Source organism: Streptomyces sp. BA2 (genome assembly GCF_009769735.1).
In the GTDB taxonomy this organism is placed as follows: Bacteria; Actinomycetota; Actinomycetes; order Streptomycetales; family Streptomycetaceae; genus Streptomyces.
In genome coordinates this window covers 2,645,891-2,667,830 of sequence record NZ_WSRO01000002.1, presented here as the reverse complement: position 1 = coordinate 2,667,830, position 21,940 = coordinate 2,645,891, and the positions used below count along the sequence as shown (strand labels likewise).

General features: G+C 71.5%; 18 protein-coding genes. 13 read left to right on the top strand and 5 right to left on the bottom strand.

What is annotated here, in order from left to right; all coding sequences use genetic code 11:
* Window positions 1–37 precede the first annotated feature (37 nt).
* The 5 genes from E5671_RS14710 to E5671_RS14695 all read left to right on the top strand — a co-directional run bounded on the left by E5671_RS14710 (window position 38) and on the right by E5671_RS14695 (window position 7,123).
* Window positions 38–3,109, top strand: coding sequence for a DEAD/DEAH box helicase (locus tag E5671_RS14710; RefSeq protein WP_160510198.1), 3,072 nt, complete (start codon window positions 38–40; stop codon window positions 3,107–3,109).
* Window positions 3,110–3,187: 78 nt separating this feature from the next.
* Window positions 3,188–3,343 (top strand): hypothetical protein, encoded by a 156-nt coding sequence (locus E5671_RS46260; RefSeq protein WP_237330168.1) that lies wholly within the window; start codon window positions 3,188–3,190, stop codon window positions 3,341–3,343.
* A 107-nt stretch (window positions 3,344–3,450) separates the two neighbouring features.
* Window positions 3,451–4,968, top strand: a complete 1,518-nt coding sequence (locus E5671_RS14705) for an SWIM zinc finger family protein (RefSeq protein ID WP_237330167.1) — start codon at window positions 3,451–3,453, stop codon at window positions 4,966–4,968.
* Window positions 4,969–5,336: 368 nt separating this feature from the next.
* Window positions 5,337–6,167 carry a hypothetical protein gene (locus E5671_RS14700; RefSeq protein WP_160504412.1) on the top strand — a complete coding sequence of 277 codons (831 nt, stop codon included), beginning with the start codon at window positions 5,337–5,339 and terminating at the stop codon, window positions 6,165–6,167.
* Window positions 6,168–6,307: 140 nt separating this feature from the next.
* A complete protein-coding gene (locus E5671_RS14695) occupies window positions 6,308–7,123 on the top strand; it encodes a nucleotidyltransferase domain-containing protein (protein ID WP_160510196.1) in 816 nt (271 codons plus the stop codon).
* Window positions 7,124–7,135: 12 nt separating this feature from the next.
* Here E5671_RS14695 and E5671_RS14690 read toward each other — a convergent pair whose 3' ends face one another.
* Complete coding sequence (locus E5671_RS14690; RefSeq protein WP_160504411.1) at window positions 7,136–7,471, bottom strand: winged helix-turn-helix transcriptional regulator; 336 nt, start codon at window positions 7,469–7,471, stop codon at window positions 7,136–7,138.
* Between the two features lie 154 nt (window positions 7,472–7,625).
* Between E5671_RS14690 and E5671_RS14685 the strand changes: the two genes are divergently transcribed.
* Complete coding sequence (locus E5671_RS14685) at window positions 7,626–8,555, top strand: NAD(P)-dependent oxidoreductase (RefSeq protein WP_160504410.1); 930 nt, start codon at window positions 7,626–7,628, stop codon at window positions 8,553–8,555.
* 27 nt (window positions 8,556–8,582) lie between these two features.
* Here E5671_RS14685 and E5671_RS14680 read toward each other — a convergent pair whose 3' ends face one another.
* Complete coding sequence (locus E5671_RS14680) at window positions 8,583–9,902, bottom strand: hypothetical protein (protein WP_160504409.1); 1,320 nt, start codon at window positions 9,900–9,902, stop codon at window positions 8,583–8,585.
* Window positions 9,903–10,236: 334 nt separating this feature from the next.
* Here E5671_RS14680 and E5671_RS14675 point away from each other — a divergent pair, with 334 nt between their 5' ends.
* Window positions 10,237–12,147 (top strand): FUSC family protein, encoded by a 1,911-nt coding sequence (locus E5671_RS14675; RefSeq protein ID WP_443032619.1) that lies wholly within the window; start codon window positions 10,237–10,239, stop codon window positions 12,145–12,147.
* A 24-nt stretch (window positions 12,148–12,171) separates the two neighbouring features.
* Here the strand turns inward: E5671_RS14675 and E5671_RS14670 are convergent, their stop codons facing one another.
* The gene (locus E5671_RS14670; protein WP_160504408.1) at window positions 12,172–12,657 is read right to left on the bottom strand and encodes a DUF3574 domain-containing protein; all 486 of its coding nucleotides are present in this window, start codon (window positions 12,655–12,657) and stop codon (window positions 12,172–12,174) included.
* A gap of 222 nt (window positions 12,658–12,879) precedes the next feature.
* Here E5671_RS14670 and E5671_RS14665 point away from each other — a divergent pair, with 222 nt between their 5' ends.
* Window positions 12,880–13,950, top strand: coding sequence for a phosphatidylinositol-specific phospholipase C domain-containing protein (locus E5671_RS14665; protein ID WP_237330166.1), 1,071 nt, complete (start codon window positions 12,880–12,882; stop codon window positions 13,948–13,950).
* 18 nt (window positions 13,951–13,968) lie between these two features.
* On the opposite strand, the gene E5671_RS14660 is transcribed toward E5671_RS14665, so the two are convergent.
* Complete coding sequence (locus E5671_RS14660; protein WP_160504407.1) at window positions 13,969–14,925, bottom strand: endonuclease/exonuclease/phosphatase family protein; 957 nt, start codon at window positions 14,923–14,925, stop codon at window positions 13,969–13,971.
* A 115-nt stretch (window positions 14,926–15,040) separates the two neighbouring features.
* On the opposite strand from E5671_RS14660, the gene E5671_RS14655 reads away from it, so the two are divergent.
* The 4 genes from E5671_RS14655 to E5671_RS14640 all read left to right on the top strand — a co-directional run bounded on the left by E5671_RS14655 (window position 15,041) and on the right by E5671_RS14640 (window position 18,828).
* Window positions 15,041–16,402 carry an amidohydrolase gene (locus E5671_RS14655; RefSeq protein ID WP_160504406.1) on the top strand — a complete coding sequence of 454 codons (1,362 nt, stop codon included), beginning with the start codon at window positions 15,041–15,043 and terminating at the stop codon, window positions 16,400–16,402.
* A gap of 56 nt (window positions 16,403–16,458) precedes the next feature.
* Window positions 16,459–17,670 (top strand): cytochrome P450 family protein, encoded by a 1,212-nt coding sequence (locus tag E5671_RS14650; protein ID WP_160504405.1) that lies wholly within the window; start codon window positions 16,459–16,461, stop codon window positions 17,668–17,670.
* A 145-nt stretch (window positions 17,671–17,815) separates the two neighbouring features.
* Entirely contained in the window at window positions 17,816–18,505 is a 690-nt protein-coding gene (locus tag E5671_RS14645; protein WP_160504404.1) for a DUF899 domain-containing protein, read from the top strand.
* Window positions 18,506–18,621: 116 nt separating this feature from the next.
* Window positions 18,622–18,828 carry a hypothetical protein gene (locus E5671_RS14640; RefSeq protein ID WP_160504403.1) on the top strand — a complete coding sequence of 69 codons (207 nt, stop codon included), beginning with the start codon at window positions 18,622–18,624 and terminating at the stop codon, window positions 18,826–18,828.
* 4 nt (window positions 18,829–18,832) lie between these two features.
* Here the strand turns inward: E5671_RS14640 and E5671_RS14635 are convergent, their stop codons facing one another.
* Entirely contained in the window at window positions 18,833–20,812 is a 1,980-nt protein-coding gene (locus E5671_RS14635; RefSeq protein WP_160510193.1) for an ATP-binding cassette domain-containing protein, read from the bottom strand.
* A 167-nt stretch (window positions 20,813–20,979) separates the two neighbouring features.
* Here E5671_RS14635 and E5671_RS14630 point away from each other — a divergent pair, with 167 nt between their 5' ends.
* Window positions 20,980–21,939 (top strand): thiamine pyrophosphate-dependent dehydrogenase E1 component subunit alpha, encoded by a 960-nt coding sequence (locus tag E5671_RS14630; protein ID WP_336605758.1) that lies wholly within the window; start codon window positions 20,980–20,982, stop codon window positions 21,937–21,939.
* Window position 21,940 lies beyond the last annotated feature (1 nt).

Sequence of the window (21,940 nt, the reverse complement as noted above, 5' to 3'; positions counted from 1 at the left end):
ACGTACGAGTGCCGAGGTGAGCGAGGTGGTGAACGTGATGGCGGCGGTTTCCGCGACCACGGGTGTCGACACCGCCGCGCCTTCCGCCGAGCGGCGGCTCGCGCAGCTCGTGCGGTCCTGTGCTGCCGTGTTCCTTCCGGCCGAGGTGCCCAGGGAGGGCCGGGTCGCGTTCTGGGTGCCGGAGGGACGGCTGCCTGTGGGGCTTGTGGGGGGTGCGCTTTCCGGTACGGGTGAGCTGCACGGTGAGGGTAGTGCGCTTTCCGGTAGGGGCGAGCTGCCCGGTGAGGGTGGGGTGCCCGGCGCCACCGAGGGTGAGCTGCCCGGCGCCACCGAGGGTGAGATCGCCGTCGTACGCCCCCACGGCAAAGGCGTCCGCACGCGTACCGTCCCCGCGCTGATCCTGCCCGTGGCCGAAGCACTCCCGCTCCTGCTGCGCGCCGCGCCCCCGCACCCCGCGGTGGCCTGCTGGGCTGCCGCAGCCCGTCACGCCCTGCACCTCGCCGCGCGGGGCAGGCTGCTGCCCGGCCTGACCGGCGGTGACCTCGACGCGTGGCGGGCCGGGCCGCTGGACGCCGCCGATGTCACGCAGCTGCGGGCGATCGCCGCCGCGATGCCGGCCGAGGCGCACGCCGTACCGCTGCCCGGCAGCAAGCCCCTCCTGCTCCCCGAGCCGCTCGCCCTCGTCAGGGCCTTCGTCGACGCCGTGGTGGACACCCTGCCGCGTACGCCCGCCGCGGCGCACGCGGTCGGCGCCCCCTTCGCGGCGCGGGAGCCGCAGCGACTGCCGGGTGCGCGGGAGTGGGCCGCGGAGGTGGCGGCCGGGATGGACGCCGGGGTGCGGGTGTCGCTGCGGCTCGATCTGCGGGCGCATGAGGTGTTCGACGGGGAGACGGGTGAGGTGTTCGACGGGGCGTCGGCCGACGTACCCGATGCGGAGCCCGCAGCCGAGACGGGTGGCTCCCGTGAGAGCGTGGCCAGCCCCGCGGCGGCCGTCGTGCAGGTGCACAGCCTCGCCGACCCGACCCTCGTCGTGGACGCGGCCCAGCTCTGGTCCGGGGCTGCCGACCACTTCGGCCCGCGCGCCCGCGTGGACACGCTGCTCGCGGTGCGGCGCGCGGCCCGCGTATGGCCGCCGCTGACCCGGCTTCTGGAACGCCCGCGCCCCGACGTACTGCCCCTGAGCGAGGGGGAGTTGTACGAACTGCTCGGCGTGGCGGCGACCAGGCTCGGTGCGGCGGGGGTGGCCGTGCACTGGCCCCGTGAGCTGACGCGTGCCCTGACGGCAACGGCTGTCGTACGCCCCGCACCCGGCACCGCGGCCGACAACTTCGACTTCTTCAAGACCGAGCAACTGCTGGAATTCCGCTGGCAGTTGGCGCTTGGACCCGGCGACGGGCAGAGTGATGGCGACGGAGGGCCGCTCACCGAGGCGGAGATGGACATGCTCGCGGAGGCGCACCGCCCGGTCGTACGCCTCCGTGACCAGTGGGTCCTGGTCGACCCCGAACTCGTACGCAAGGCGCGCAAGAGGGATCTGGGCCTGCTCGACCCGGTGGACGCGCTGTCTGTCGCGCTGACGGGAGCGGCGGAGGTGGAGGGTGAGCGCGTCGAGGCGGTCCCGATCGGCGCCCTGGCCCGGCTGCGGGAACGCCTGACCGACGACCTGCGCCCCATCACTCCGCCCCCCGCCCTCGCCGCCACCCTCCGCGACTACCAGCTCCGCGGCCTTGCCTGGCTGGACCGGATGACGTCGCTCGGCCTCGGCGGCTGCCTCGCCGACGACATGGGCCTCGGCAAGACGGTCACGCTGATCGCCCTCCATCTGCACCGCGCCCGGCAGGAGCCGACTCTGGTGGTCTGTCCGGCGTCGCTCCTTGGCAACTGGCAGCGGGAGATCGAGAGGTTCGCGCCGGGGGTTCCGGTGCGCCGCTTCCACGGGGCGGGCCGCAGTCTGGCCGGTGACCTGGAGGGCGGCTTCGTTCTCACGACGTACGGGACGATGCGTACGAGCGCGCCCGAACTGGCCACCCACGCCTGGGGGTTGGTGGTGGCGGACGAGGCGCAGCACGTCAAGAATCCGCACGCGGCGACGGCGAAGGCGCTGCGCACGATCCCGTCGGCGGCGCGGGTCGCTCTCACCGGCACGCCGGTGGAGAACAACCTCTCCGAACTCTGGGCGCTGCTCGACTGGACGACACCGGGCCTCCTCGGCCCGCTCAAGTCGTTCCGCGCGCGCCACGCCCGCCTGGTGGAGGGCGGCGAGTTCGCAGAGAACGACGAGGCGATGGAGCGCCTCGCCCGCCTGGTCCGCCCCTTCCTCCTGCGCCGCAAGAAGTCCGATCCGGGCATCGCCCCGGAACTGCCTCCCAAGACGGAGACGGACCACCCGGTGACGCTCACCCGCGAACAGGCGTCGCTCTACGAGGCGGTCGTACGCGAGACCCTGGCCCGCATCGAGGCGTCAGAGGGCATCGCGCGGCGGGGCCTGGTCATGAAACTGCTGATGGCGCTGAAGCAGATCTGCAACCACCCGGCGCAGTATCTGAAGGACGGCGAGATCGCGACACCCGGGGGCCGCCCCCGCTCAGGGAAACTGGAACTGCTCGACGAACTCCTGGACACGATCCTGTCGGAGGACGGCGCGGTCCTTGTCTTCACGCAGTACGTGGAGATGGCGCGGCTGCTGGAATCGCACCTGTCGCGGCGCGGTATCGGCTCGCAACTGCTGCACGGGGGTACGCCGGTCGCGCGGCGGCAGGAGATGGTGGACCGCTTTCAGTCGGGCGAGGCGCCAGTGTTCCTCCTCTCCCTCAAGGCAGCGGGCACGGGCCTGAACCTCACCCGGGCGGGCCACGTCATCCACTACGACCGCTGGTGGAACCCGGCGGTGGAGGAACAGGCCACGGACCGCGCCTACCGCATCGGCCAGACCCAGCCGGTCCAGGTCCACCGCCTGATCACGGAGGGCACGGTGGAGGACCGCATCGCCGAACTCCTGGCAGCAAAACAGGCGTTGGCGGACGCGGTCCTCGGCGGCGGCGAGGCGGCCCTGACGGAACTGTCGGATGCGGACCTCGCGGATCTGGTGTCGTTGCGGAGGGTGTCGTGAGGGGCGGGAGCGGTTTCGGTCGCGCTGGCGCCGAGGACTTGAGCGGCGCCGGTCGCGCCGGCGAGGGCGGCGTGTGGGGTGCTGTCGTTCGTCCGGGTGGCGGAGGTTTCGCCGGTGGCTCGGGTGGCAGCGGTCGTGCGGGCGGTGCCGATGGCGGGGCCGGTGGCGGTGGCGGTGGTCGAGCCGACCGCGCCGAAGCAAGCGGCGCCGGTCGCGCCGGCTGGTCCGGTCTGAACCCGACCGGCGGTGGTGAGCGATCCGGTATGGACCCTGCCGACCGCCCTGCAGGCCGGGCCGGAAGGCCCGGTGTGGACGCCGCTGGCTATGGCGAGGGAGCGGGAATGGGGCCCGAGGGCCGTGCCGAGCGGTCCGGCAGCGACCCCGCCGACCACCCTGTCGGTCGCGCCGGACGGTCCGGTGTGAACCCGGCCAGCCGTGGCGAGCGAACTGGTACGGACCCCGTCGGCCATGCCGAGCGAGCGGGTGCGGACCCCGTCGGCCGTGCCGAGCGGACCGGCAGCGACCCCGCCGACCGCCCCGCCAGTCGCCTCGTCGGCCGCTCCGCCAGTCGCCCCGGGATGACCCCGGCCAGTCGCGGCACCGGCGCCGGTCGCGTCTTCCCTCCGCTTCCGCAGCACCCCGATCCCCAGGCCCCGTTCGCCACCTCCTGGTGGGGTAACGCCTGGATCGGCGCGCTGGAGGGGACGTCGCTCGACGCCGGACGCCTCGCACGGGGGCGGGCCTATGCCCGTGAGGGGCACGTCGACACGATCACCGTCGCGCCGGGCCGCATCGTGGCGTACGTACACGGCAGTCGTCCCCGCCCCTACCGCGCCGAGATCCGCATGCGGACCCTCACGCCGGAGGACTGGGACAGGTTCCTGGACGCGGTGGCCACGGAACCCGCGCACATCGCGGCGCTCCTGGACAAGGACATGCCGCACGCGCTGGTGGACGCGGCGGAGCGATCAGGGGTCCAACTCCTCCCAGGCCCAGGTGACTTGGTCCCCTCCTGTACCTGCCCGGACCACGGCCGCCCCTGCAAGCACGCGGCAGCCCTGACCTACCAGACGGCCAGACTGCTGGACGCCGACCCCTTCGTACTCCTGCTCCTGCGAGGCGGAGACGAGCAGGCGCTGCTCGACGAGCTGGCCCAGCGCAGCGCGCAGCAGGCAGCGCGCGAACAATCCGCCACTGCCAAGCCGGGCGCGACCGGCGGGAACCTGCCCGGAACCCTGGCCCGCGACGTCCTGGCCACGGAGTACCGCCCACCGCTCCCACCTCCGCTCGCAGCGCCCGCCCACCCGGGCGAGCCCCCGCTCCTCCCCTCCCTCCCCGGCGCCCCCAACCCCACATCCCTGGAGTTCCTGGCCACGGACACGGCGACCCGGGCCCACGCGTACTTGACCACCGGCGCGAACCCTTTCCCCACCGCCGACCCCTGGCACGACGCGGTCCGCCTGGCAGCCTCCCACCCCGGTCTGACGGGCCGCCGCAGCTTCAGCCGCCAATTCGCGGAGCTGGCCCAGTCGGTGGACCACACCCCCGCGGACCTCGCCCGCGCGGCGGCGGCCTGGCGCCAGGGCGGTGAGGAGGGCCTGGCCATCCTGGAATCCCCGTGGGACCCCCCGGCGGGCCCCTTCGACAGAGCCCGAGGCGCCCTCATCACGGCAGACCTCCCCCGCATGACGATCCACCACAACCACCTCACGAACGCCTCCGGCACCCTCCAACTCCGCTACGGCCGAGACGGCCGCTGGTACCCGTACCGAAGCGAGCCGGGCCGGGACGACTGGTGGCCGGAGGGCGAGGCGGACGAGGACCCGGTGGGCGCGTTGACCGGAATGCTCGACTCGTAGCTCCGCACCGGCACCCACCGGGGACAGAGCAGCGGTGGCGCACAAATGCCGCACCAGTCACGAGAGTTGATGCTGCTTGACGGAACAGCGCACAGTGCACCCGCCTCATCTGCAGTAACGTTCAGTGAAGTTGAGGTGGCAGACTCTCAAGTGAGGTGCGGACAATCGTGGTGCGCGTTCTAGTCTCTCCGTCATATGGGAGCCCGGAGGCTCGTCGGCACTGGCGGGACACTCTCGACACAGAGGTTCCGTTCACGGATGTGCGCTACCGCGGTCTGCTGTCCGACGACGAGACGCGTGCCCTACTCGTGGCCCACCCTGGGGGCGCCGCGCGATTCTGGGGCGCTCGCAGAGCCCATGACAAGAAGATGGCTGGAGTCGCAGGCGGCGACATAGTTCTCTTCACCGGCGGAAACCAAGTGCGAGCCATTGGAGAGATAGGGGCCGTCTTCCGCAGCACGGCCTTCGCGGACGCGCTGTGGCCCCCGAAGGCGGGTGGCGAGAGCTGGCACACCGTCTACAGCCTGGGCGCGTTCGAACTCACCGACATCCCGTACGCGGAACTCAGCTCTCTGCTCGGGTACAGCCATGCGTTCCAGTACCCGGGGCAGCTTGTGCTGGACGGCGAAAGAGCGGCGGCGGTGATGGACGGCTTCCTCATCACCACTGAGCACGCCGTCCACCAGTCGGTCATCGGCCCGGCGGCGTCCGGTCTGGACGAGGCGGAGCGGTACGCGGTTCGGGTGGCAGCGGCTGAAGAGTCGCGAGCCTCGCAGACCTCGTACGAGAGAAGATCCGGTACGCAACTGGTCAGGCGACGGGAGGGGGCACTGGTCTCCGCCTATCGCGAGACGTTGACCGGTGTCGACGCACGCCGCTTCTTCTACCCCGGAGTGGTCTGCGATCTGTACATCAACGCGAAGGACGGGACCGGCGCGGAGGTGATTGAGGCGAAGAGCAGGACGTCACGGGATTACGTCCGGCAGGCGCTGGCTCAGCTCCTGGACTACGCCCGCTTCAGTCCGGAGCCGGTCGAGCGCCTCAGCGCACTGTTCCCCGCCGAGCCTGCGTTTCCTGAGATCTCCCTCCTCCACCACTACGGCATCGATTGCGTATACCAAGTGGGGCCGGGGGCTTTCGAGCGGAAGCCGGCGTCGGACGAAGCGAGAGACCGGATGCGATCGTTCTGGGTGGCCTGACCCGATCGTTCTCGGCGCGGCGCGACGCAGCTCAGCTCAGCTCAGCTCAGCTCAGCTCAGCTCGGATCTCCTCGCGGCCGATATCGGGTGGCCCGGCTCTGGGCGCGGGTGGTGAGATGGTGGGGATGAGTGCCAGTGCCATGAACCTCACCGATGAAGCCTTCCTCGCCCACGTCGCCGAGCGGCTCGCCGGCCTCAGTGGGGTGCGGGCCGTTACCCTCGGCGGTTCCCGTGCTCAGGGCACGCACACGGCCGAGAGTGACTGGGACATGGCCGTCTATTACCGGGGTGCCTTCGATCCCGAGGAGCTTCGCGCACTCGGGTGGGAGGGTGAGGTCTTCGGGCTGGGTGAATGGGGCGGGGGCGTCTTCAACGGCGGTGCCTGGCTGACGATCGACGGGCGCCGCGTCGACATCCACTACCGCGATCTCGACGCCGTGGAGCACGAGCTGGCCCAGGCGCGGGCGGGGCGGTTCCGCTGGGAGCCGCTGATGTTCCATCTGGCGGGGATCCCCAGCTACTTGGTCGTCGCCGAACTGGCCATCAATCGGGTGCTCAAGGGTGAACTGCCGCGCCCCGCCTACCCGGAGGCTCTGCGCAAGGCCGCCCCGGAGGCGTGGCTGGGGCGAGCGCGGGCCACGCTCCAGTACGCCCTCTCCAACAACGCCCCACGTGCCCAGTACACCGAGGTCGCGGGAGTCGTCGCCGGAGCGGCAATGCAGGCCGCCCACGCTGTGCTCGCGGCGCGCGGCGAGTGGGTCACGAACGAGAAGCGGCTGCTCGAGCGGGCCGGGCTGCGGGGGGTCGACGGCATCCTGGCGGGGATGGGGCGGAGCCCGGAATCCCTGGAGGCAGCCGTCGTCGAGGCGCAGACGTTGTTGCTGCCGCCTGTGCCTCCGCCCCTGTCTCCGCCCGCGTCCCTGTCTCCGCCCGCGTCCCCGCCCGCGTCTGCGTAGGGGCGACAGGGCTCAGGGGATCGCCTCGATCCGCTCCATGTGCTCCTCGCCCCACTCCCCGAGCGGCATCATCGCCGTGCTGAGCGACTGGCCGAACTCCGTCAAGGAGTACTCCACCTTCGGCGGGACCTGGTGGAAGACCTCGCGGTGCACCAGGCCGCTGTTCTCCATCTCCCGTAGCTGGAGGATCAGCATCCGTTCGCTGATCCCGGGCACAGCTCTCCTCAACTCGCCGAAACGTAGAGGGCCTTCGTCGAGGGCGAAGAGGATCAGGCCCTTCCATTTGCCGCCCATGATGTCGATGGCGGCGTCGAGGCCGCACGTGTAGGTCCGCTTCTTCGTCGGCATTCCCATCCCCTTTCCGGAAGCCTCTTCCCGGAGGCCTTCCTCGTTACTTACATAACTGTGAGTACCTAACAGAATTGTAGGTACTTGTTGAAATGTCTGTGTAGGGCCAGCATGGATCGCATCCCGACGAACCCACTTCGGACTGGAGTCCCCCATGCCCGCGCACACCCCAACCCCCGTCACCGTCATAGGACTTGGCTCGATGGGGCGAGCGCTCGCCTCGGCCTTCATCGATGCCGGGCACCCGACCACCGTGTGGAACCGCAGCCCCGAGAGAGCCGCGCCGCTTGTCGCCAAGGGGGCCTTTCATGCGGCGTCGATCGCGGAGGCCGTGGCCCGTAGCCCCTTGGTCATTGCCTGCCTCTCCACCTACGAGGCCACCCTCCAGAGCCTGGAGTCCGCCTCCGCCTCCGCTTCCGCCGTGCTGGGCGGACGTACTCTCGTCACCCTGAACAGCGGAACCCCCGCCGGCGCCCGTGAGATGGCCGCGTGGGCTGCCGCGCGCGGTGCTCAGTTCCTCGACGGGGCCGTGAAGAACGTACCCGCGGCCGTGGGGAAGCCGGACACGCTGCTCTACTACAGCGGCGACAAGGCCGTCTTCGACGAGCATGCGGCGACCCTGCGCGTGCTGGGCGGGGACACCGTCCACCTCGGCACCGACGTGGACCTCGCCGCTCTGTACGAGTCAGCCGTCGGTGCCAGCCTGCTGCCCGCCCTCCTCGGGTTCTTCGAGGGCGCCGCTCTCATCACCGCTCGCGGCCTGGAAGCGGGCACGATGGTGCGGTACAGCGTGAAGTGGCTTGAGATGATCGCCGCCATCCTGCCGGGGCTGGCCGGCGAGATCGACTCCGGCGACTACACCGAACCCGCCTCCTCGGTCGGTCTCTTCCACGACGCGATCGGCTACGAGCAGCAGACGGGCGCCGAGGCGGGCATCGACCTCTCCTGGCACGAGCCCATGAACGAACTGCTCCGGCGAGCAGTCGCCGACGGCCACCGTGACCACAGCATCTCCGCCCTGGTGGAAGTGCTCAGGAAGCAGCCGCAGCAGCCGCCGCAGCCGCAGGGGCCGGCCGCCGCGTAGCCGGAGCCCTGCCGGGCCCTGCCCTCCTCACCGCCGGGCCGGCAACGCACGGATTTCGTCGCCGAGTTCAGGTACGGGGATTTCGTGTCCCCGGCTGAAGCTCTTGACCGTCGCCTGACTCTCGCGCTTCAGGACGCGCGAGGCGTAGCAGGTCTCCGTCTGCCTGCATTGCGGGCAGAACGTATACGTGGCGAAGGGGGACAGCGGAACGCGGCCTTCCGGCGCCAGTAAGTAGAACGCGTCAGCGGCGACCGGCTGGTCCCATTCATACGTCTGGCGTTCGAAAACCGGGTGGTCGCCCGTGGCATTCCGCGCCACGACCTGGAAGGTCCGCGTTCGCTGCCGGTAGTCGCATGTCGCGACGCACAGCCACGGAAGTTCCTCCAGGAACTGGGCCGCGCCGAGAGCGCGTTCGAGGAATTCCCGGCACTCCGCCACCCGCAGGGCCGCCTCGGGCTGGCTGAGCGGTTTGTCGCCGTGAGCGGTGCGATTGCGTTCGCCTTTGAGGGCCTTGAGGTCCTCCACCATGCCGGCCACGCCCGAGGAGAATTCTGCGGGCAGCAGCCGTGGATGCCCCGCGGTGGTGACAGTGGCGCAGACCTGGTCGAGCCCGACCGTCCAGGTGCCGAACGTGGTGCCCGCTCCGAGGTAGGCGCTCCTCAGCGTGGACAGGACACCCAGCCCCGAGTCCGTCCCCGGCTTGTGCAGCAGCGCTGCCGCCGTGACGCAGGCGGTGAGCGCGAGGCTTTCGGCGGCGTCGAGCATCGCTTCGTACTGGTCTCTGGGGGTGTCCGCCTGCTGGAGCGCGCGGATGGCGCGGGCAACCGGGTGCGGCACGGTCTGCCGTGCGTGCGTCATGACCTGGGACACAGCAGCCACGCGGTCGGATCCGGCCGCCGGGGGCTCGGCCTTCCGCGGCTGGGGCTCGGCCCTCCGCGGCCGCGGCCGCGGCTCGGCCTCCCGAGCCGGAGACTGCATCTCCTGTACTGGGGCCAGCACCTCCTGAACCGGCGGCAGTGACGCACGGCCAACCGGGCGTTGGCCCCCATCTCGCGTACGCCACCTTCGCCGCCTGATCCAGAGGCGAACCCACGTCGGCAGCACGCCGAACAGCACGGTGAACGTGATCGTCGCCAGCGAGGTGTCCAGCCATGCGGGCATGCCGCGCGGATCCTCGCTCGTGCCGATGGCGAAAGCCGTCATCACCGCCATGAACGCGGTCGTCCAGGCTGCCCAGTCCCGGTACAGGGGAGCGTCATAGAGCCTGAGTACCGTGTTGCACCGCTTTGCCGGCGGCAACGGTGGAGGCGATGGTGGCGAGGGAATCCTTCCGGCGCCGCTGTTCATGTATGCATGGTGCCGGGGGATATGACGGACAACTAGGCTTCGGCGCATATCAGTTGAGATTGCGTGCGGGTGCTGTCCTCGTCCGGCAGCCGCCGTATTCGCCTCGCGCCCGTATTCGCCTCGTGGCCGCCGGATACCCCCGCCACCCACCGCCCCTCCCGCTGCCCACAGGCCGTTCACAAACCGCCCGCCAAGCGTCACATCATCGAAATAGGCCCGTCCCTTTCCCTCCAAGAAGGCCGTTTACGGTTGATCACATGCCCAGGCCGATGTCGTCCGGCGGCACGTACCCGTCGATGCACGTCCCGATGACGACAGGAACACGGTGAGCACGGTGATCCCGCGCGTAACTTCCCTTCCGCCTTGGCTCGGCCATGCCCTGCGTACGCAGCGTGGGCCCGTGCCGTGGCACGCCGTTCTGCGGGGTGCGCTGGCCGCGGGGCCGCTGCTGTGCGCGGGCGTGGTCGTCGGGCGGGTCTCCGTGGGGGTGGTGGCCGCGCTCGGGGCCATGCTGGCCGGGATCAACGACCGGCCGGGGAGCCGGCGCGCCGCCGTGCGGCGGCTCGGGGTTCCCGCACTCGCGGGGGCGGGTGGGCTCGTCTTCGGAGCGTACGTCGGCTCCCTCGGGGCGGACATTGGTGTCCTCGAGGCGGCCATTGGCGAACGCGAACCGGTCGGCGGGCCGTTCCTGCTGCCGCTCCTCTTCGCCGTGCTCGGGCTTTTCGCCGGTGCGTTCAGCGCTCTCGGACCCGTCGCCTCAGCCGGTGGCACGCAGCTGCTCGTCGCCGCCGCCATCGGGGCGGGGATGCCGTCGCCCGAGCCCGGGTGGCAGCGGGCGCTGTACTTTCTCGCCGGTGCCGCGTGGCTGATCGTGCTGCGGGTCGTGCTCCCCTCGCCCTCACCGTCGCCCGGCCGGTCCCCACGGCCCTACCGCCTCGACGGCGAACGCACCGCCGTATCCGCCGTCTACGAAGCCGTCGCCGCGCTCCTCGACGCAGTCGGAACCCCCCACTCCACCGCCCGCCGCGCCGCACTCACCGCCGCCCTCGACCAAGCCCAGGACGCCCTCACGGGGCCGCGCCTGCGCCGACACGCCAGCTCGGCCGCCGAGCGGCGGCTGCATGCGCAGTACCTCGCCGCGCTGCCCCTCGGCGAGGCGGCGACCGCGCTCGCCTGGGCCGGTGAGCCGCTCCCGGCGCGCACGGGGGAGGGGCCGCGCCGCCTTGCCGCCGCCATCCGTGACGGTGCTCCCTGCGGGCCGCTGCCCGCGCCCGCCCGCTCCGGCGCCGGGCTCCGCGCCCTCGACGACGCCCTGCTGAACGCCGCCGAAGCCTTCGACAGCGGTAGCGCCCGGCCTCCGCGCGGCCACAAGCGCGGCCCCCTCGACGTGCTGCGCACCGCGGCCGGTCCCGGCGGGCGCGAGTACGGCGTGCGGGTCGCGCTCTGCTTCGGGGCGAGCGCCGCGGTCGCGCAGGCCCTGCACCACCCGCACTGGTACTGGCTGCCGGCCACGGCCGTCTTCCTGGTCAAGCCCGACCTCGGACCGCTGGCGTCGCGCGTCCTGTGTCGCGCCCTCGGCACCGTCCTAGGCGCCGTCCTCTTCGCGGCACTCGCCGCCCTGCTGCCACGGCCCGCCGGACTCGTCGCCGTCGTCGCCGTGTGCGGCGCGCTGATCCCCGTGGCCACCCGGCACTTCGCCGCCCAGACGGCCGTCGTCACCGTCCTCGTCCTCGCCCTCGTCATGGTGGGCGGGGAGCCGCAGGCCTCCTGGGGGCGGATCGGGGAGACCCTGCTCGCCTGCGGGATCGTCCTGCTCGTCGGGCACCTGCCCTGGCCGGTGCAGCGCGGCGGCCGCGTACAGGACCGCCTATCGGCCGCCCGCGCGTCCGCGCACGCCTACCTGCGCCACGTCCTGAGCGGGGCCGGTGGCGCAGGTGACGGAAACGGTCACGGCGGGCCCGCGGGCGCCGACCACCGTGCCGACCACCGCGCCGCCCGCTGGGCCCTGCGGCGCGAGGCCTACCGGACCCTGGCCGAGGCCCGCGCCGCGATCGACCTGGCGGCCGCCGAACTCCCCACCCTGGCCCGGCACTCCGAGGGTTCGGAGCAGGTGGCGGCCACCCTCGAACGCCTCGTCGACACCACGACCGCCTGCGCGGTGCACGTCGACGACACGGGACGCCTGCCGCGGCGGCACGCGGAGCGCATCGACGCGCTGCTCGCGGAGCTCACCGCGGTGGCGTGACCAGCGGCATCGACGCGGAGTGCCTCAGAAGTCCACCCGCACCCGGTCGTCGAGCCGCGCCACCGAATCCTGCTCGTACTTCTTCACGTAGTCCTCGCGGATGTCCTCGATCAGGGCGTCGCGCCTGTGCGCCTGCGACGTCGGATACAGCAGGATCAGCTCGTACGAACGCTCACGCTCGATCTTGCCGTTCGAGTCCCGCCACTGGCCGCGGCCGTCCTGCACCGTGAGCCCGTCGGGGAACGACGGTGTCACCTCCTTGTCGATGAACCTCATGAACTGCTTGTCGGTCACATCGGGCCCGCCGTCCGGGCGTTCGGTCCCGAAGAGGAGACGGGTCTCGGTGTACGCCTGGCCACGGGACACCTGCGACGTGGTGGTCGTGCCGGGTGTGCGCGTGTCGGAGTCGAGCGAGGCGTACGCGGCGGGCGCACCGACCGCGAGGACCGTGGCGGCGGCCGCGGTCACGGCGATGCGGGTGCGGGAGACGCGGGAGAGGGCGAGAGGCATGGGGCTGATCCCTTTCTCTGCGGAGCTTGATCCATAACTTGGTCCATAACTTGATCCATAACGGGCGCAGACGGTAGCCGACACGCCACACCCCGCGCCCCCTCCCGTACGGCCCTGCGGCTGGATATCTCTCCTCTGCCGTAAACCGCCGTCTTCCCATGCGACACACAACTCCCTTACGTTGCGCAGGACTTGACCGAAGCGATGGAGGGGACGGCGGGCATGAGGGCACGTACTGGGGCAGGCCTTGCCATGGCGGTCGCGGCGGCGGGCGCACTGGCGTTCGGGACCGCGGGGCCCGCGAGCGGCACCGCCGTCGCCGCCTCGGCCGCCGCCGATCCGGCACCGCGGTCGCCGTACGCGTCCACCACCGGCGTCGGCGTCCACAACGCCTACGAGAAGGCGAAGTACCCGTACTTCGCCGACGCGCTCGACTCCGGCGCCGGGATGCTCGAACTCGACGTGTGGACCAACGCGTTCGGCAGCGGCTGGCGGGTCTCGCACAGCAACCCGGTCGGGAACGACAACAACTGCGAGAACGCCGCGAGTCCGGCCGAATTGCGCACCAAGCCGCGCAATCAGACCCTCGCCGGATGCCTCGCGGACATGAAGAGCTGGCACGACGCCCACCCCGGCCACCGGCCCATCCTGCTGAAGGTGGAGCTGAAGGACGGCTTCCAGGGGAGGAACGGCCGCGGGCCCGCCGACCTCGACGCCCTCCTGAAGAGCAAGCTCGGCGACGCCGTCTACCGCCCCGGCCAGCTCACCGGAGGCCACGCCACCCTCGACGAGGCCGTACGGAGTGACGGCTGGCCCCAGCGCAGCGCCCTCGCGGGCAAGTTCATCGTCGAGCTCATCCCCGGCACCGTCGAACAGGGCAACCCGGCCGACACCCTGTGGACCGACCGCGAGTACGCCACCCATCTGCGCGACCTCGCCGCGGCCGGGCGCCTCGGTGAGGCCGCCGCCTTCCCCGCCGTCCTCGGCGCCGAGGCGGGCGATCCGCGCGGGCGGTACACGGACGCGGCGATCCGGCCCTGGTTCGTGCTGTTCGACGGCGACGCGTCCGCCTACGCGGGCGGCACCATCGACACCAAGTGGTACGCCGACCGGCGCTATCTGGTCGTCATGTCCGACGCCCACAAGGTCGCACCGGCCATCGACTCCGTGAACCCGACCGAGGCCCAGGCCCAGGGCCGCGTGGCCCTGCTCGCGCGGGGCCACGCCAGCATCGTGTCGTCGGACTGGTACCCGCTGCCCGGTGTCCTCTCGACGGTGGTCCCGCGCGGCTAGCCCGAGCCGGACCCAGGGCTAGCGCTCGATCCGTATCCACACCGGTGCGTGGTCCGAGCCCGTCGCGTTCCTGCGCTCCGCCGGGTCCCCGTCCTCCACCGACGGCAGCGCTGTCGCCGTCGAACCCGGCACGCCCGTGCCCGCCGCCGTGACCAGGCTCAGGAGGCCGCGGCTCACCAGGACGTGGTCGATCAGCTCGCGGCGCCCCGCGTGGATACGGGAGTAGCGCTGCTCGGCCGGGATGCGCGGGGCCACGTTCCACAGCCGCTGCGCGTCGCCCTTGTCCGGCTTGTCGAAGCCGGGGGTGCCGATCTCGGAGCCGGGCGGACCGAGCAGGATCTGGGTCGTCGCCGCCGACACCTCGTCGTTCAGGTCGCCGAGCACCACGACATCGTGCTGACGGCCGTCGCCCTTCAGGAGACGGCCCGCCAGGGAGCGCACCAGCGTGGCCTCCGCCGAACGCCGGTACAGCGCGTACGCCCCGAAGCGGGCCCGCTCGCCCTCGTCCCGCGGCTGGAACCGGCCACCGCCGAACGACAGCAGCTTCGACTTCAGATGGCACACCACAGCGTCGAAGAAGAAGGCGCGCGTCGACACGGTCACCGCGAGCACCCCGCGCCCCGCCCGTGCCACCGGCTTGCCCGAGTCGCTGACCTGCACCGGGCCCAGCGGCCCCGGGAAGCGGTCCTCGTCGGCAGTGACGGCCACCGGCAGCTGGCTGAGGAAGCCGACGCGGGTGCCGCGCTCGTCCGCGTGCTCCGAGAGCGTGGTGTGCCAGGTGCCCTCCAGCATCCCGGCCAGGTCGGTGAGGGCCTCCGGGTCGCCGACCTCCTGCACACCGAGCACGCTCGGGTTCAGTGCCCTGATCGTCGCCGCGAGCGAGGCCAGCTTCGCCTCGTACGCGGCCTTGTCCTTGGGCCCGAACTTGCCGCCGGGCCGGTAGAGATTCTCCAGGTTCCAAGTGGCGACGAGCATGGCGGGCTCCAACTGTTCTCGCGTGGTGGGCGGGCTGACGGGGCTGACGTCAGCGTGCTCGCGAAACCGGCGACACGACAGGCCACGGGATGCGCACTCCCCGTACCTTGAAGAGATGACGCCGCCTCCCGCGCACGGCCCCGCCGATCTCGTCATCACGGGCTGCACGGCCCTCGTCCACGAGGCGAAGGGCCAGGTCGGATTCCTCGACGACGCGGCCGTCGTCGTGCGCGACGGCCGCATCGACGCCGTCACCACCACCCCCGAGGCCGCCGGAATCCAGGCCGCCGAGCACATCGACGCCCGCGGTCAGGTGGCCCTGCCCGGCCTGATCAACTGCCATACGCACACGCCGATGGTGGCCCTGCGCGGCATCGCGGAGGACCTGCCGGCGCACGAGTGGTTCAACGACTGGATCTGGCCGATCGAGTCCAACCTGACCGAGCGCGTCGTCGGGCTCGGCGCGAGGCTCGCGTGCGCGGAGATGATCCGGGGCGGCGTGACGACCTTCGCCGACCACTACTTCGCGATGGACACCGTCGCCGACGTCGTCGCCGAGAGCGGTCTTCGCGCCAACCTCGGCGCGGCCTTCTTCTCCTCGCAGGGGCCCGAGGGCCGCGCCGCGTCCCTGGAGTTCGCGCTGAGGCAGCGCGGCGCCGCCGGCGGCCGCATCACCACCTCGCTCGCGCCACACGCCCCGTACACCGTCGACGACGCGGACCTCGCCGCGACCGCCGAACTCGCCCGCGAGCACGGCCTCATGGTCCATCTGCACGCCTCCGAGAACCGCGCCCAGACCGACAACAGCCTGGAACGCCACGGCCGCACCCCCATCGAGATCCTGCACCGCACCGGCCTGCTCGACGTCGACGTCCTCATCGCGCACGGCACCGGCATCCTCGACCGCGACCTGCCCGTGCTGCGGCAGGGCACGGGACGCATCGCCGTGGCCACAGCGCCGCGCGGCTACCTCAAGTTCGGCTGGGACACCACGCCCGTACGCGCCCTGCGCGAGCTCGGCATCCCGGTCGGCCTGGCCACCGACGGGGCCGCGTCGAACAACACCCTGGACGTCTGGGAGTCCATGACGCTCACCGCACTCGTGCAGAAGTCCACCGAGCGCGACCCGTCCTGGCTGACCGCACGCCAGGCGCTCGACCACGCCACGCTGCAGAGCGCGCGAGCCGTCGGCCTGGGCGACGAGATCGGCAGCCTCGCGGCGGGCCGCCGCGCCGACATCGTCCTCGTCGGCCTCGACGGGCCGCACACCCAGCCCGTGCACGACCTCGCGGCCACGCTCGTGCACAGCGCCCGCTCGGCGGACGTCACCACGACGATCGTCGACGGGCGGATCCTGATGCGCGACCGGCGGCTCCTGACCCTCGATGTGCCGGAAATCGTCGCGGAGTTGGGGGCCGAACTGCCCGCCCTGATCGACCGCAGCCACGGGAAGCGCATCCAGGAGTACGAGGGCTGAGCAGGAGTACGAGGGCTGAGCGCGAGGGGAGCGGTTCGGCTGCCTAGGGTGTACGCATGTCACACCCTCCGCAGCCGGATCCCGCCGACGGCCTCATGGACGACCCCTACGCCACGTACGCGCGGCTGCGCGACACCGCTCCCGTGCACCGGGTCGCGGGGCCCGACGGCAACCCGGCCTGGCTGGTCACGCGCTTCGACGACGTACGCGCCGCGCTCGCCGACCCGCGGCTCTCGCTCGACAAGAGCCATGCGCTGCCCGGCAGTTACCGGGGCTTCGCGCTGCCGCCCGCCCTGGACGCGAACCTGCTCAACATGGACCCGCCGGACCACACCCGCATCCGGCGCCTGGTGGCCAAGGCCTTCACATCCCGCCGGGTGGAGAGCCTGCGCGCGCCGATCCGGCGCGTCGCCGACGAACTCCTTGACGCCGTCGAGTCGATGGGCCGCGCCGATCTCGTCGCCGCGTACGCCGCCCCGCTCCCGATCACCGTCGTCTGCGACCTCCTCGGGGTGCCGGCCGGAGACCGCCCGGACTTCCGGTCCTGGACCGACGCCCTGGTCGCGCCCGACCCCGCGCGACCGCAGGCCGCGAAGGAGGCCGTCGTCGCGATGCTCGGCTTCTTCACGCAACTCCTCGCTCAGAAGCGCAAGGCGCCCGCCGACGACCTGCTGTCCGACCTGATCGCCGTACGGGACGAGAGCGGCACAGGCCAGGGGGAGCAGGACCGGCTGAGCGAGGACGAGCTGATGTCGCTCGCCTTCCTGATCCTCTTCACCGGATACGAGAACACCGTCCAGCTCATCGGCAACGCGGTCCTCGCCCTCCTCCGCCATCCCGACCAGCTCGCGGCCCTGCGCGCGGACCCGTCTCACATCCCGGCAGCCGTGGAGGAGTTCTTCCGCTACGACGGGCCCGCCCTGCTCGCCATCCGCCGCTTCCCCCTCGAAGACGTCACCATCGGCGGCGTCGCCATCCAGGCGGGCGAGACCGTGCTGCTGTCCCCGTCGGCCGCCAACCGCGACCCGCGCCGCTACCCCGACGCCGACCGCCTGGACATCACGCGCGACGCCACGGGCCACCTCGCCCTCGGGCACGGCATCCACCACTGCGTCGCCGCGCCCCTCGCCCGCCTGGAGACGGCCACCGCGCTCGCCGCCCTCCTCGAACGCTTCCCCCGCCTCGCACTCGGGGTGCCGCCCGAAGAGCTGCGGTGGCGTCCCTCGGTCAGGGCGCGCGGGCTGCTCGCGCTTCCGGTGACGTTCTAGCTTCCCCGGCTTCCCTCAGGATTCTTCGAACTCAGGACTCCTCGAAGTTTCTTCGCCGCGACCGATGAGTTCCGGTGAGTCCGCAGGTCACCCCTCGGAGAAGTACGGATCCGAGGGGCGGGTCCGCAGGAGGGACTGAGGGACCATGGGACTTCCCGACATCGTCACGCGCGAGGAGTGGCTCACCGCGCGCCAGGAACTGCTCGCCAAGGAGAAGGCTCAGACGCGGGCGCGTGACGCGCTCAACGCCGAGCGGCGCCGGCTTCCGATGGTCGAGATCGGCAAGGAGTACCTCTTCGACGGTTCCGACGGCAAGGCGACGCTGTTCGACCTCTTCGACGGGGACGCCCAACTGATCGTCTACCACTTCATGTTCGCGCCGGAGTGGGACGCCGGCTGCCGCAGCTGCTCGGCCTTCCTCGACCAGATCGGCCACCTGGCCCATCTGCGGGCCCGCAGCACGAACTTCATCGCCGTCTCCCGGGCGCCCTTCACCAAGATCCTGCCCTTCAAGGCGCGGATGGGCTGGACGGTGCCGTGGTACTCCTCCTGCGGCAGCGACTTCAACCGCGACTTCGACGCCACCGTCGGCGAGGGCGACGAGTCCTTCGAGCAGCCGGGCCTCAGCTGCTTCCTGCGGGACGGCGACCGCGTCTTCCACACGTACTCGACGTACGACCGCGGCACCGACTGGGTCGCCTCCTATTCGAGCCTCCTCGACCTCACCGCCCTTGGCCGGCAGGAGGAGTGGGAGGAGCCGAAGGGGCGGGCGACAGGGCTCGGGGCGCCCGCGGGCAGCAGCCGGCTGAGGTATCACGACGAGTACGAGATGTGACGAACCGACACAACCAGGTGTCAGGTCCGTCACGTTGCGAGTCCTTTCCACCTCTCGGCGCGTTCTACTCCATGAGAGTCCGTCAGGACTGCCAACGGGGGAGCAGAAGGACGATGATGAACAGCCGAGTGGTACTTGAACGCTTTCCGGCCGGTGGGCCGCGAGGATCGTGGCCCGCGGAGGAGTTCGCGCGGGCCCGCCGCATGGAGGGACAGCAGGCGGAGGTCGTGATGGACCTCGCGTCCGACGCCTTCCTCGTGATCGTGCGCGAGCCCGACGCGAGCGCCGTGATCGAGGTGACCGAGGTGGCGGCCGCCGCCTGAGACATCAGTGCTCGGCGTGCCCGTTCGGTGAGGGGATCTTCGGCGTCTTCGGCGTCTTCGGCGTCTTCGGGATCTTCGCCGTGAACTGGTCGGCCTGCAGCGCGTACAGCTCCGCGTAGACCCCGCCGGTCCGCAGGAGTTCGTCCGGTGTGCCCGACTCCACCAGGCGCCCTCCCTCCAGGACATGGACCAGGTCCGCGTGGCGCACCGACGCCAGGCGATGGGTGATGAGGATGACGGTCTGGCCCGTCCCGGCAAGGGCCCTGATCTTCTCGAAGACCTCCAGCTCGGCCCGTGCGTCCAGTGCCGCCGTCGGCTCGTCCACGATGAGGATGCTGCCGCGCCGGTACGCGGCGCGTGCGATGCCGAGCCGCTGCCACTGACCGCCCGACAGCTCGTGCCCGCCGGTGAACGCGCGGGCCAGCAACGTGTCGAGCCCGCGCGGCAGATCGGCCACGACGTCCCCGGCGCCGGCCTCATCGACCGAGGCATCGAGGCGGTCGTCCGTGAGCGGCACGGACGACCGGCCGATCGCGATGTTCACACGCGCCGTGAACGGCCACCGCTTGAAGTCCTGCGCCACCATCGCGATGCGCGCCGCCAGTTGATGCCGGTCCGCGGTCGCCGCGTCGACGTCGTCCCACAGGATCCGGCCGCCCTTCGGCGCGTACAGACCGGCGAGCAGCTTCACCAGAGTGGTCTTGCCGGAGCCGTTCTCGCCCACCAGGGCGACGATCTTCCCGGTGGGCAGGGTGAGGGAGATGTCGCTGAGCGCGTCCTTGCCCGAGGCTCCCGGATAGCGGAAGGTGACGTTCTCGAACCGTATCTCCCGTGGATCCGGCGGCAGTTCGGCCCCGCCGGCCGGGATCGCGCGCTGCGCCGCCTCCACGAAGAGCCGCTCCAGGTCGCCGACGAACAGGGCGTCCTCGTGCAGGGAGTTGATCTCCAGGACGAGCGTGTCGAGGTTGGACGCGCCGGTGCGGATCGCGATGACGGCGGTGCCCGCGACGGACAGCGCCATCGCCCCCGCGAGCAGCAGCCCGCCGAGCGTCGCGTACGTCGCCGCGGTGGCGACGCCCGTCCAGGCCGCCGCGATCAGGCCCGTACGGGCGGCGAGCCGCGCCAGGCGCGCCTGCTCCTCCTCCGCCGCCTCCGACATCGACCGGAAGTGCCGCAGCAGGAAGGGCCCCACGCCGTGCACCCGGATCTCCGGGGCCGCCCGTGCCTCCGTGAGCAGGCTGCCGATGAGGCGTCCCGCGCGGGCGTGCTGCACCCACGCGTGGAAGGAGACATAGCGGCGCCGGGCGATCGTCAGGGCGCTCCACGCGCTCGGCAGGGTCATCGTGACCAGGAGCGGAAGCAGCACCGGGTGCAGGACGGTCAGCACGCTCGCCGCCGCGATCAGCGAGATCATCGCGTTCACCACGCGCGTGGCGATGCCGATCATGCGGCGCGCGGATGCGGCTCCGTACTGCGCCGTGTCGAGCAGCTTGTGGAACGCGTCGTCCTCGATGGCCGAGAGCTCCACCGACGCGGCCCTCTCCAAGTACTGCTCGGTGGCGACGCGCTCGACCTTCGGTTCGAGACGACCCGTCGCGTACGTCGACGCGGCGCGCAGCAGCGCGGCGACGAACAGCACGCACGCCATCGTCACCAGGGCGGGCGCCGCGCCGCGCAGCCGGTCGGCGATCGGGGCGTCGGTCATCAGGCGGCCGAGGATGCTGTTGACCGCGAGGAGGCTCACCGCCTGGGCGAGTCCGCGGCCCACCTCGGAGCCGATGACGATGCGCGCCGCCCGCCGGTCGGCCTGCCACGCGAGCCGGAAGCTGGCGGCGAGGAGTGCGGGAAGCCGCTTCAGCATGGACCGGAACCCCAGCTGGAGGAAGGCCTCCTCGTGCTGCGCCCAGCCGGTGTCGTAGCGCAGAGGTCCGCCGAAGAGCAGCGCCTCCGACTCCGAAGTCCCGCTCTGTTTCCGTGAGTTGATGTGCTCCTGGGAGTGGTTCTGTTTGTCGTTCGTCTGCTTCTCCTTCTCCGTTTGCGTACGTCCTGTGCGGGGTTGCAACCCCGGGCAACTGTTGCCGGTTCATCCAGGCCGCAGTGCCATACCCCATGCAGGCAACTCCGCAACCGCGCAGGCAAAGGAGTTCTTCCGTGACCGACACCGCACTCCTGGACGCGTACCGCACGATGCGTACGATCCGCGACTTCGAGGAGCGCCTCCACGAGGAGTTCGCGACCGGCGACATCCCCGGCTTCGTCCACCTGTACGCAGGTGAGGAGGCATCCGCCGCCGGGGTGTGCGCGCATCTCGACGACGACCGCGACGTCATCGCGTCCACGCACCGGGGCCACGGTCACTGCATCGCCAAGCACGTCGACGTGAAGTCGATGATGGCCGAGATCTACGGGCGCACGACCGGGGCGTGCCACGGCAAGGGCGGCTCCATGCACATCGCCGACCTCTCCAAGGGCATGCTCGGCGCCAACGGCATCGTCGGCGGCGGGCCGCCACTCATCTGCGGCGCCGCACTCGCCGCGAAGGTGCGCGGGGACGGCGGTGTCGGCGTGGCCTTCTTCGGTGACGGCGGCAGCAACCAGGGAACCACCCTCGAATCCCTGAACCTCGCGTCCGTCTGGCAGCTGCCCGCCGTCTTCGTCGCCGAGAACAACGGCTACGCGGAGGCCACATCGGCCGAGTGGTCCGTGGGCGGCGGCTCCATCGCGGCCCGCGCGGCGGCCTTCGGCATGCCCGGCGTCACCGTCGACGGCTTCGACTTCTTCGCGGTGCACGACGCGGCGGGCGAGGCGGTCGAGCGGGCACGCTCCGGTGGCGGCCCCACCCTCATCGAGGTCCAACTCACCCGCTACTACGGCCACTTCGAGGGCGACCAGCAGAAGTACCGGGCGGACGAGGTGCGCCACGCCCGCGCCGAACTCGACTGCATCACCCGCTTCCGGAAGCGGGTCTCCGGCGTACTCACGGAGGCCCAGCTCGACGCGATCGACACCGAGGTCGCCCAGTTGATCGACGAGGCCGTCTCGGAGGCGCGGGCTGCGCCCCTGCCCACCGGCGCGGATCTGGAGACCGACGTCTACATCTCGTACCTCTGAG

Bases quoted from the DNA above. Each gene is read 5' to 3' on its own strand.
- E5671_RS14705 (WP_237330167.1), top strand. From the start codon at position 3,451: ATGGGGCCCGAGGGCCGTGCCGAGCGGTCCGGCAGCGACCCCGCCGAC.
- E5671_RS14710 (WP_160510198.1), top strand. From the start codon at position 38: ATGGCGGCGGTTTCCGCGACCACGGGTGTCGACACCGCCGCGCCTTCC.
- E5671_RS14670 (WP_160504408.1), bottom strand. From the start codon at position 12,657: ATGCCTCTCGCCCTCTCCCGCGTCTCCCGCACCCGCATCGCCGTGACC.
- E5671_RS14655 (WP_160504406.1), top strand. From the start codon at position 15,041: ATGACGCCGCCTCCCGCGCACGGCCCCGCCGATCTCGTCATCACGGGC.
- E5671_RS14680 (WP_160504409.1), bottom strand. From the start codon at position 9,902: ATGAACAGCGGCGCCGGAAGGATTCCCTCGCCACCATCGCCTCCACCG.
- E5671_RS14700 (WP_160504412.1), top strand. From the start codon at position 5,337: ATGGCTGGAGTCGCAGGCGGCGACATAGTTCTCTTCACCGGCGGAAAC.
- E5671_RS14660 (WP_160504407.1), bottom strand. From the start codon at position 14,925: ATGCTCGTCGCCACTTGGAACCTGGAGAATCTCTACCGGCCCGGCGGC.
- E5671_RS14695 (WP_160510196.1), top strand. From the start codon at position 6,308: ATGAACCTCACCGATGAAGCCTTCCTCGCCCACGTCGCCGAGCGGCTC.
- E5671_RS14665 (WP_237330166.1), top strand. From the start codon at position 12,880: ATGAGGGCACGTACTGGGGCAGGCCTTGCCATGGCGGTCGCGGCGGCG.
- E5671_RS14650 (WP_160504405.1), top strand. From the start codon at position 16,459: ATGTCACACCCTCCGCAGCCGGATCCCGCCGACGGCCTCATGGACGAC.
- E5671_RS14640 (WP_160504403.1), top strand. From the start codon at position 18,622: ATGAACAGCCGAGTGGTACTTGAACGCTTTCCGGCCGGTGGGCCGCGA.
- E5671_RS14690 (WP_160504411.1), bottom strand. From the start codon at position 7,471: ATGCCGACGAAGAAGCGGACCTACACGTGCGGCCTCGACGCCGCCATC.
- E5671_RS14645 (WP_160504404.1), top strand. From the start codon at position 17,816: ATGGGACTTCCCGACATCGTCACGCGCGAGGAGTGGCTCACCGCGCGC.
- E5671_RS14685 (WP_160504410.1), top strand. From the start codon at position 7,626: ATGCCCGCGCACACCCCAACCCCCGTCACCGTCATAGGACTTGGCTCG.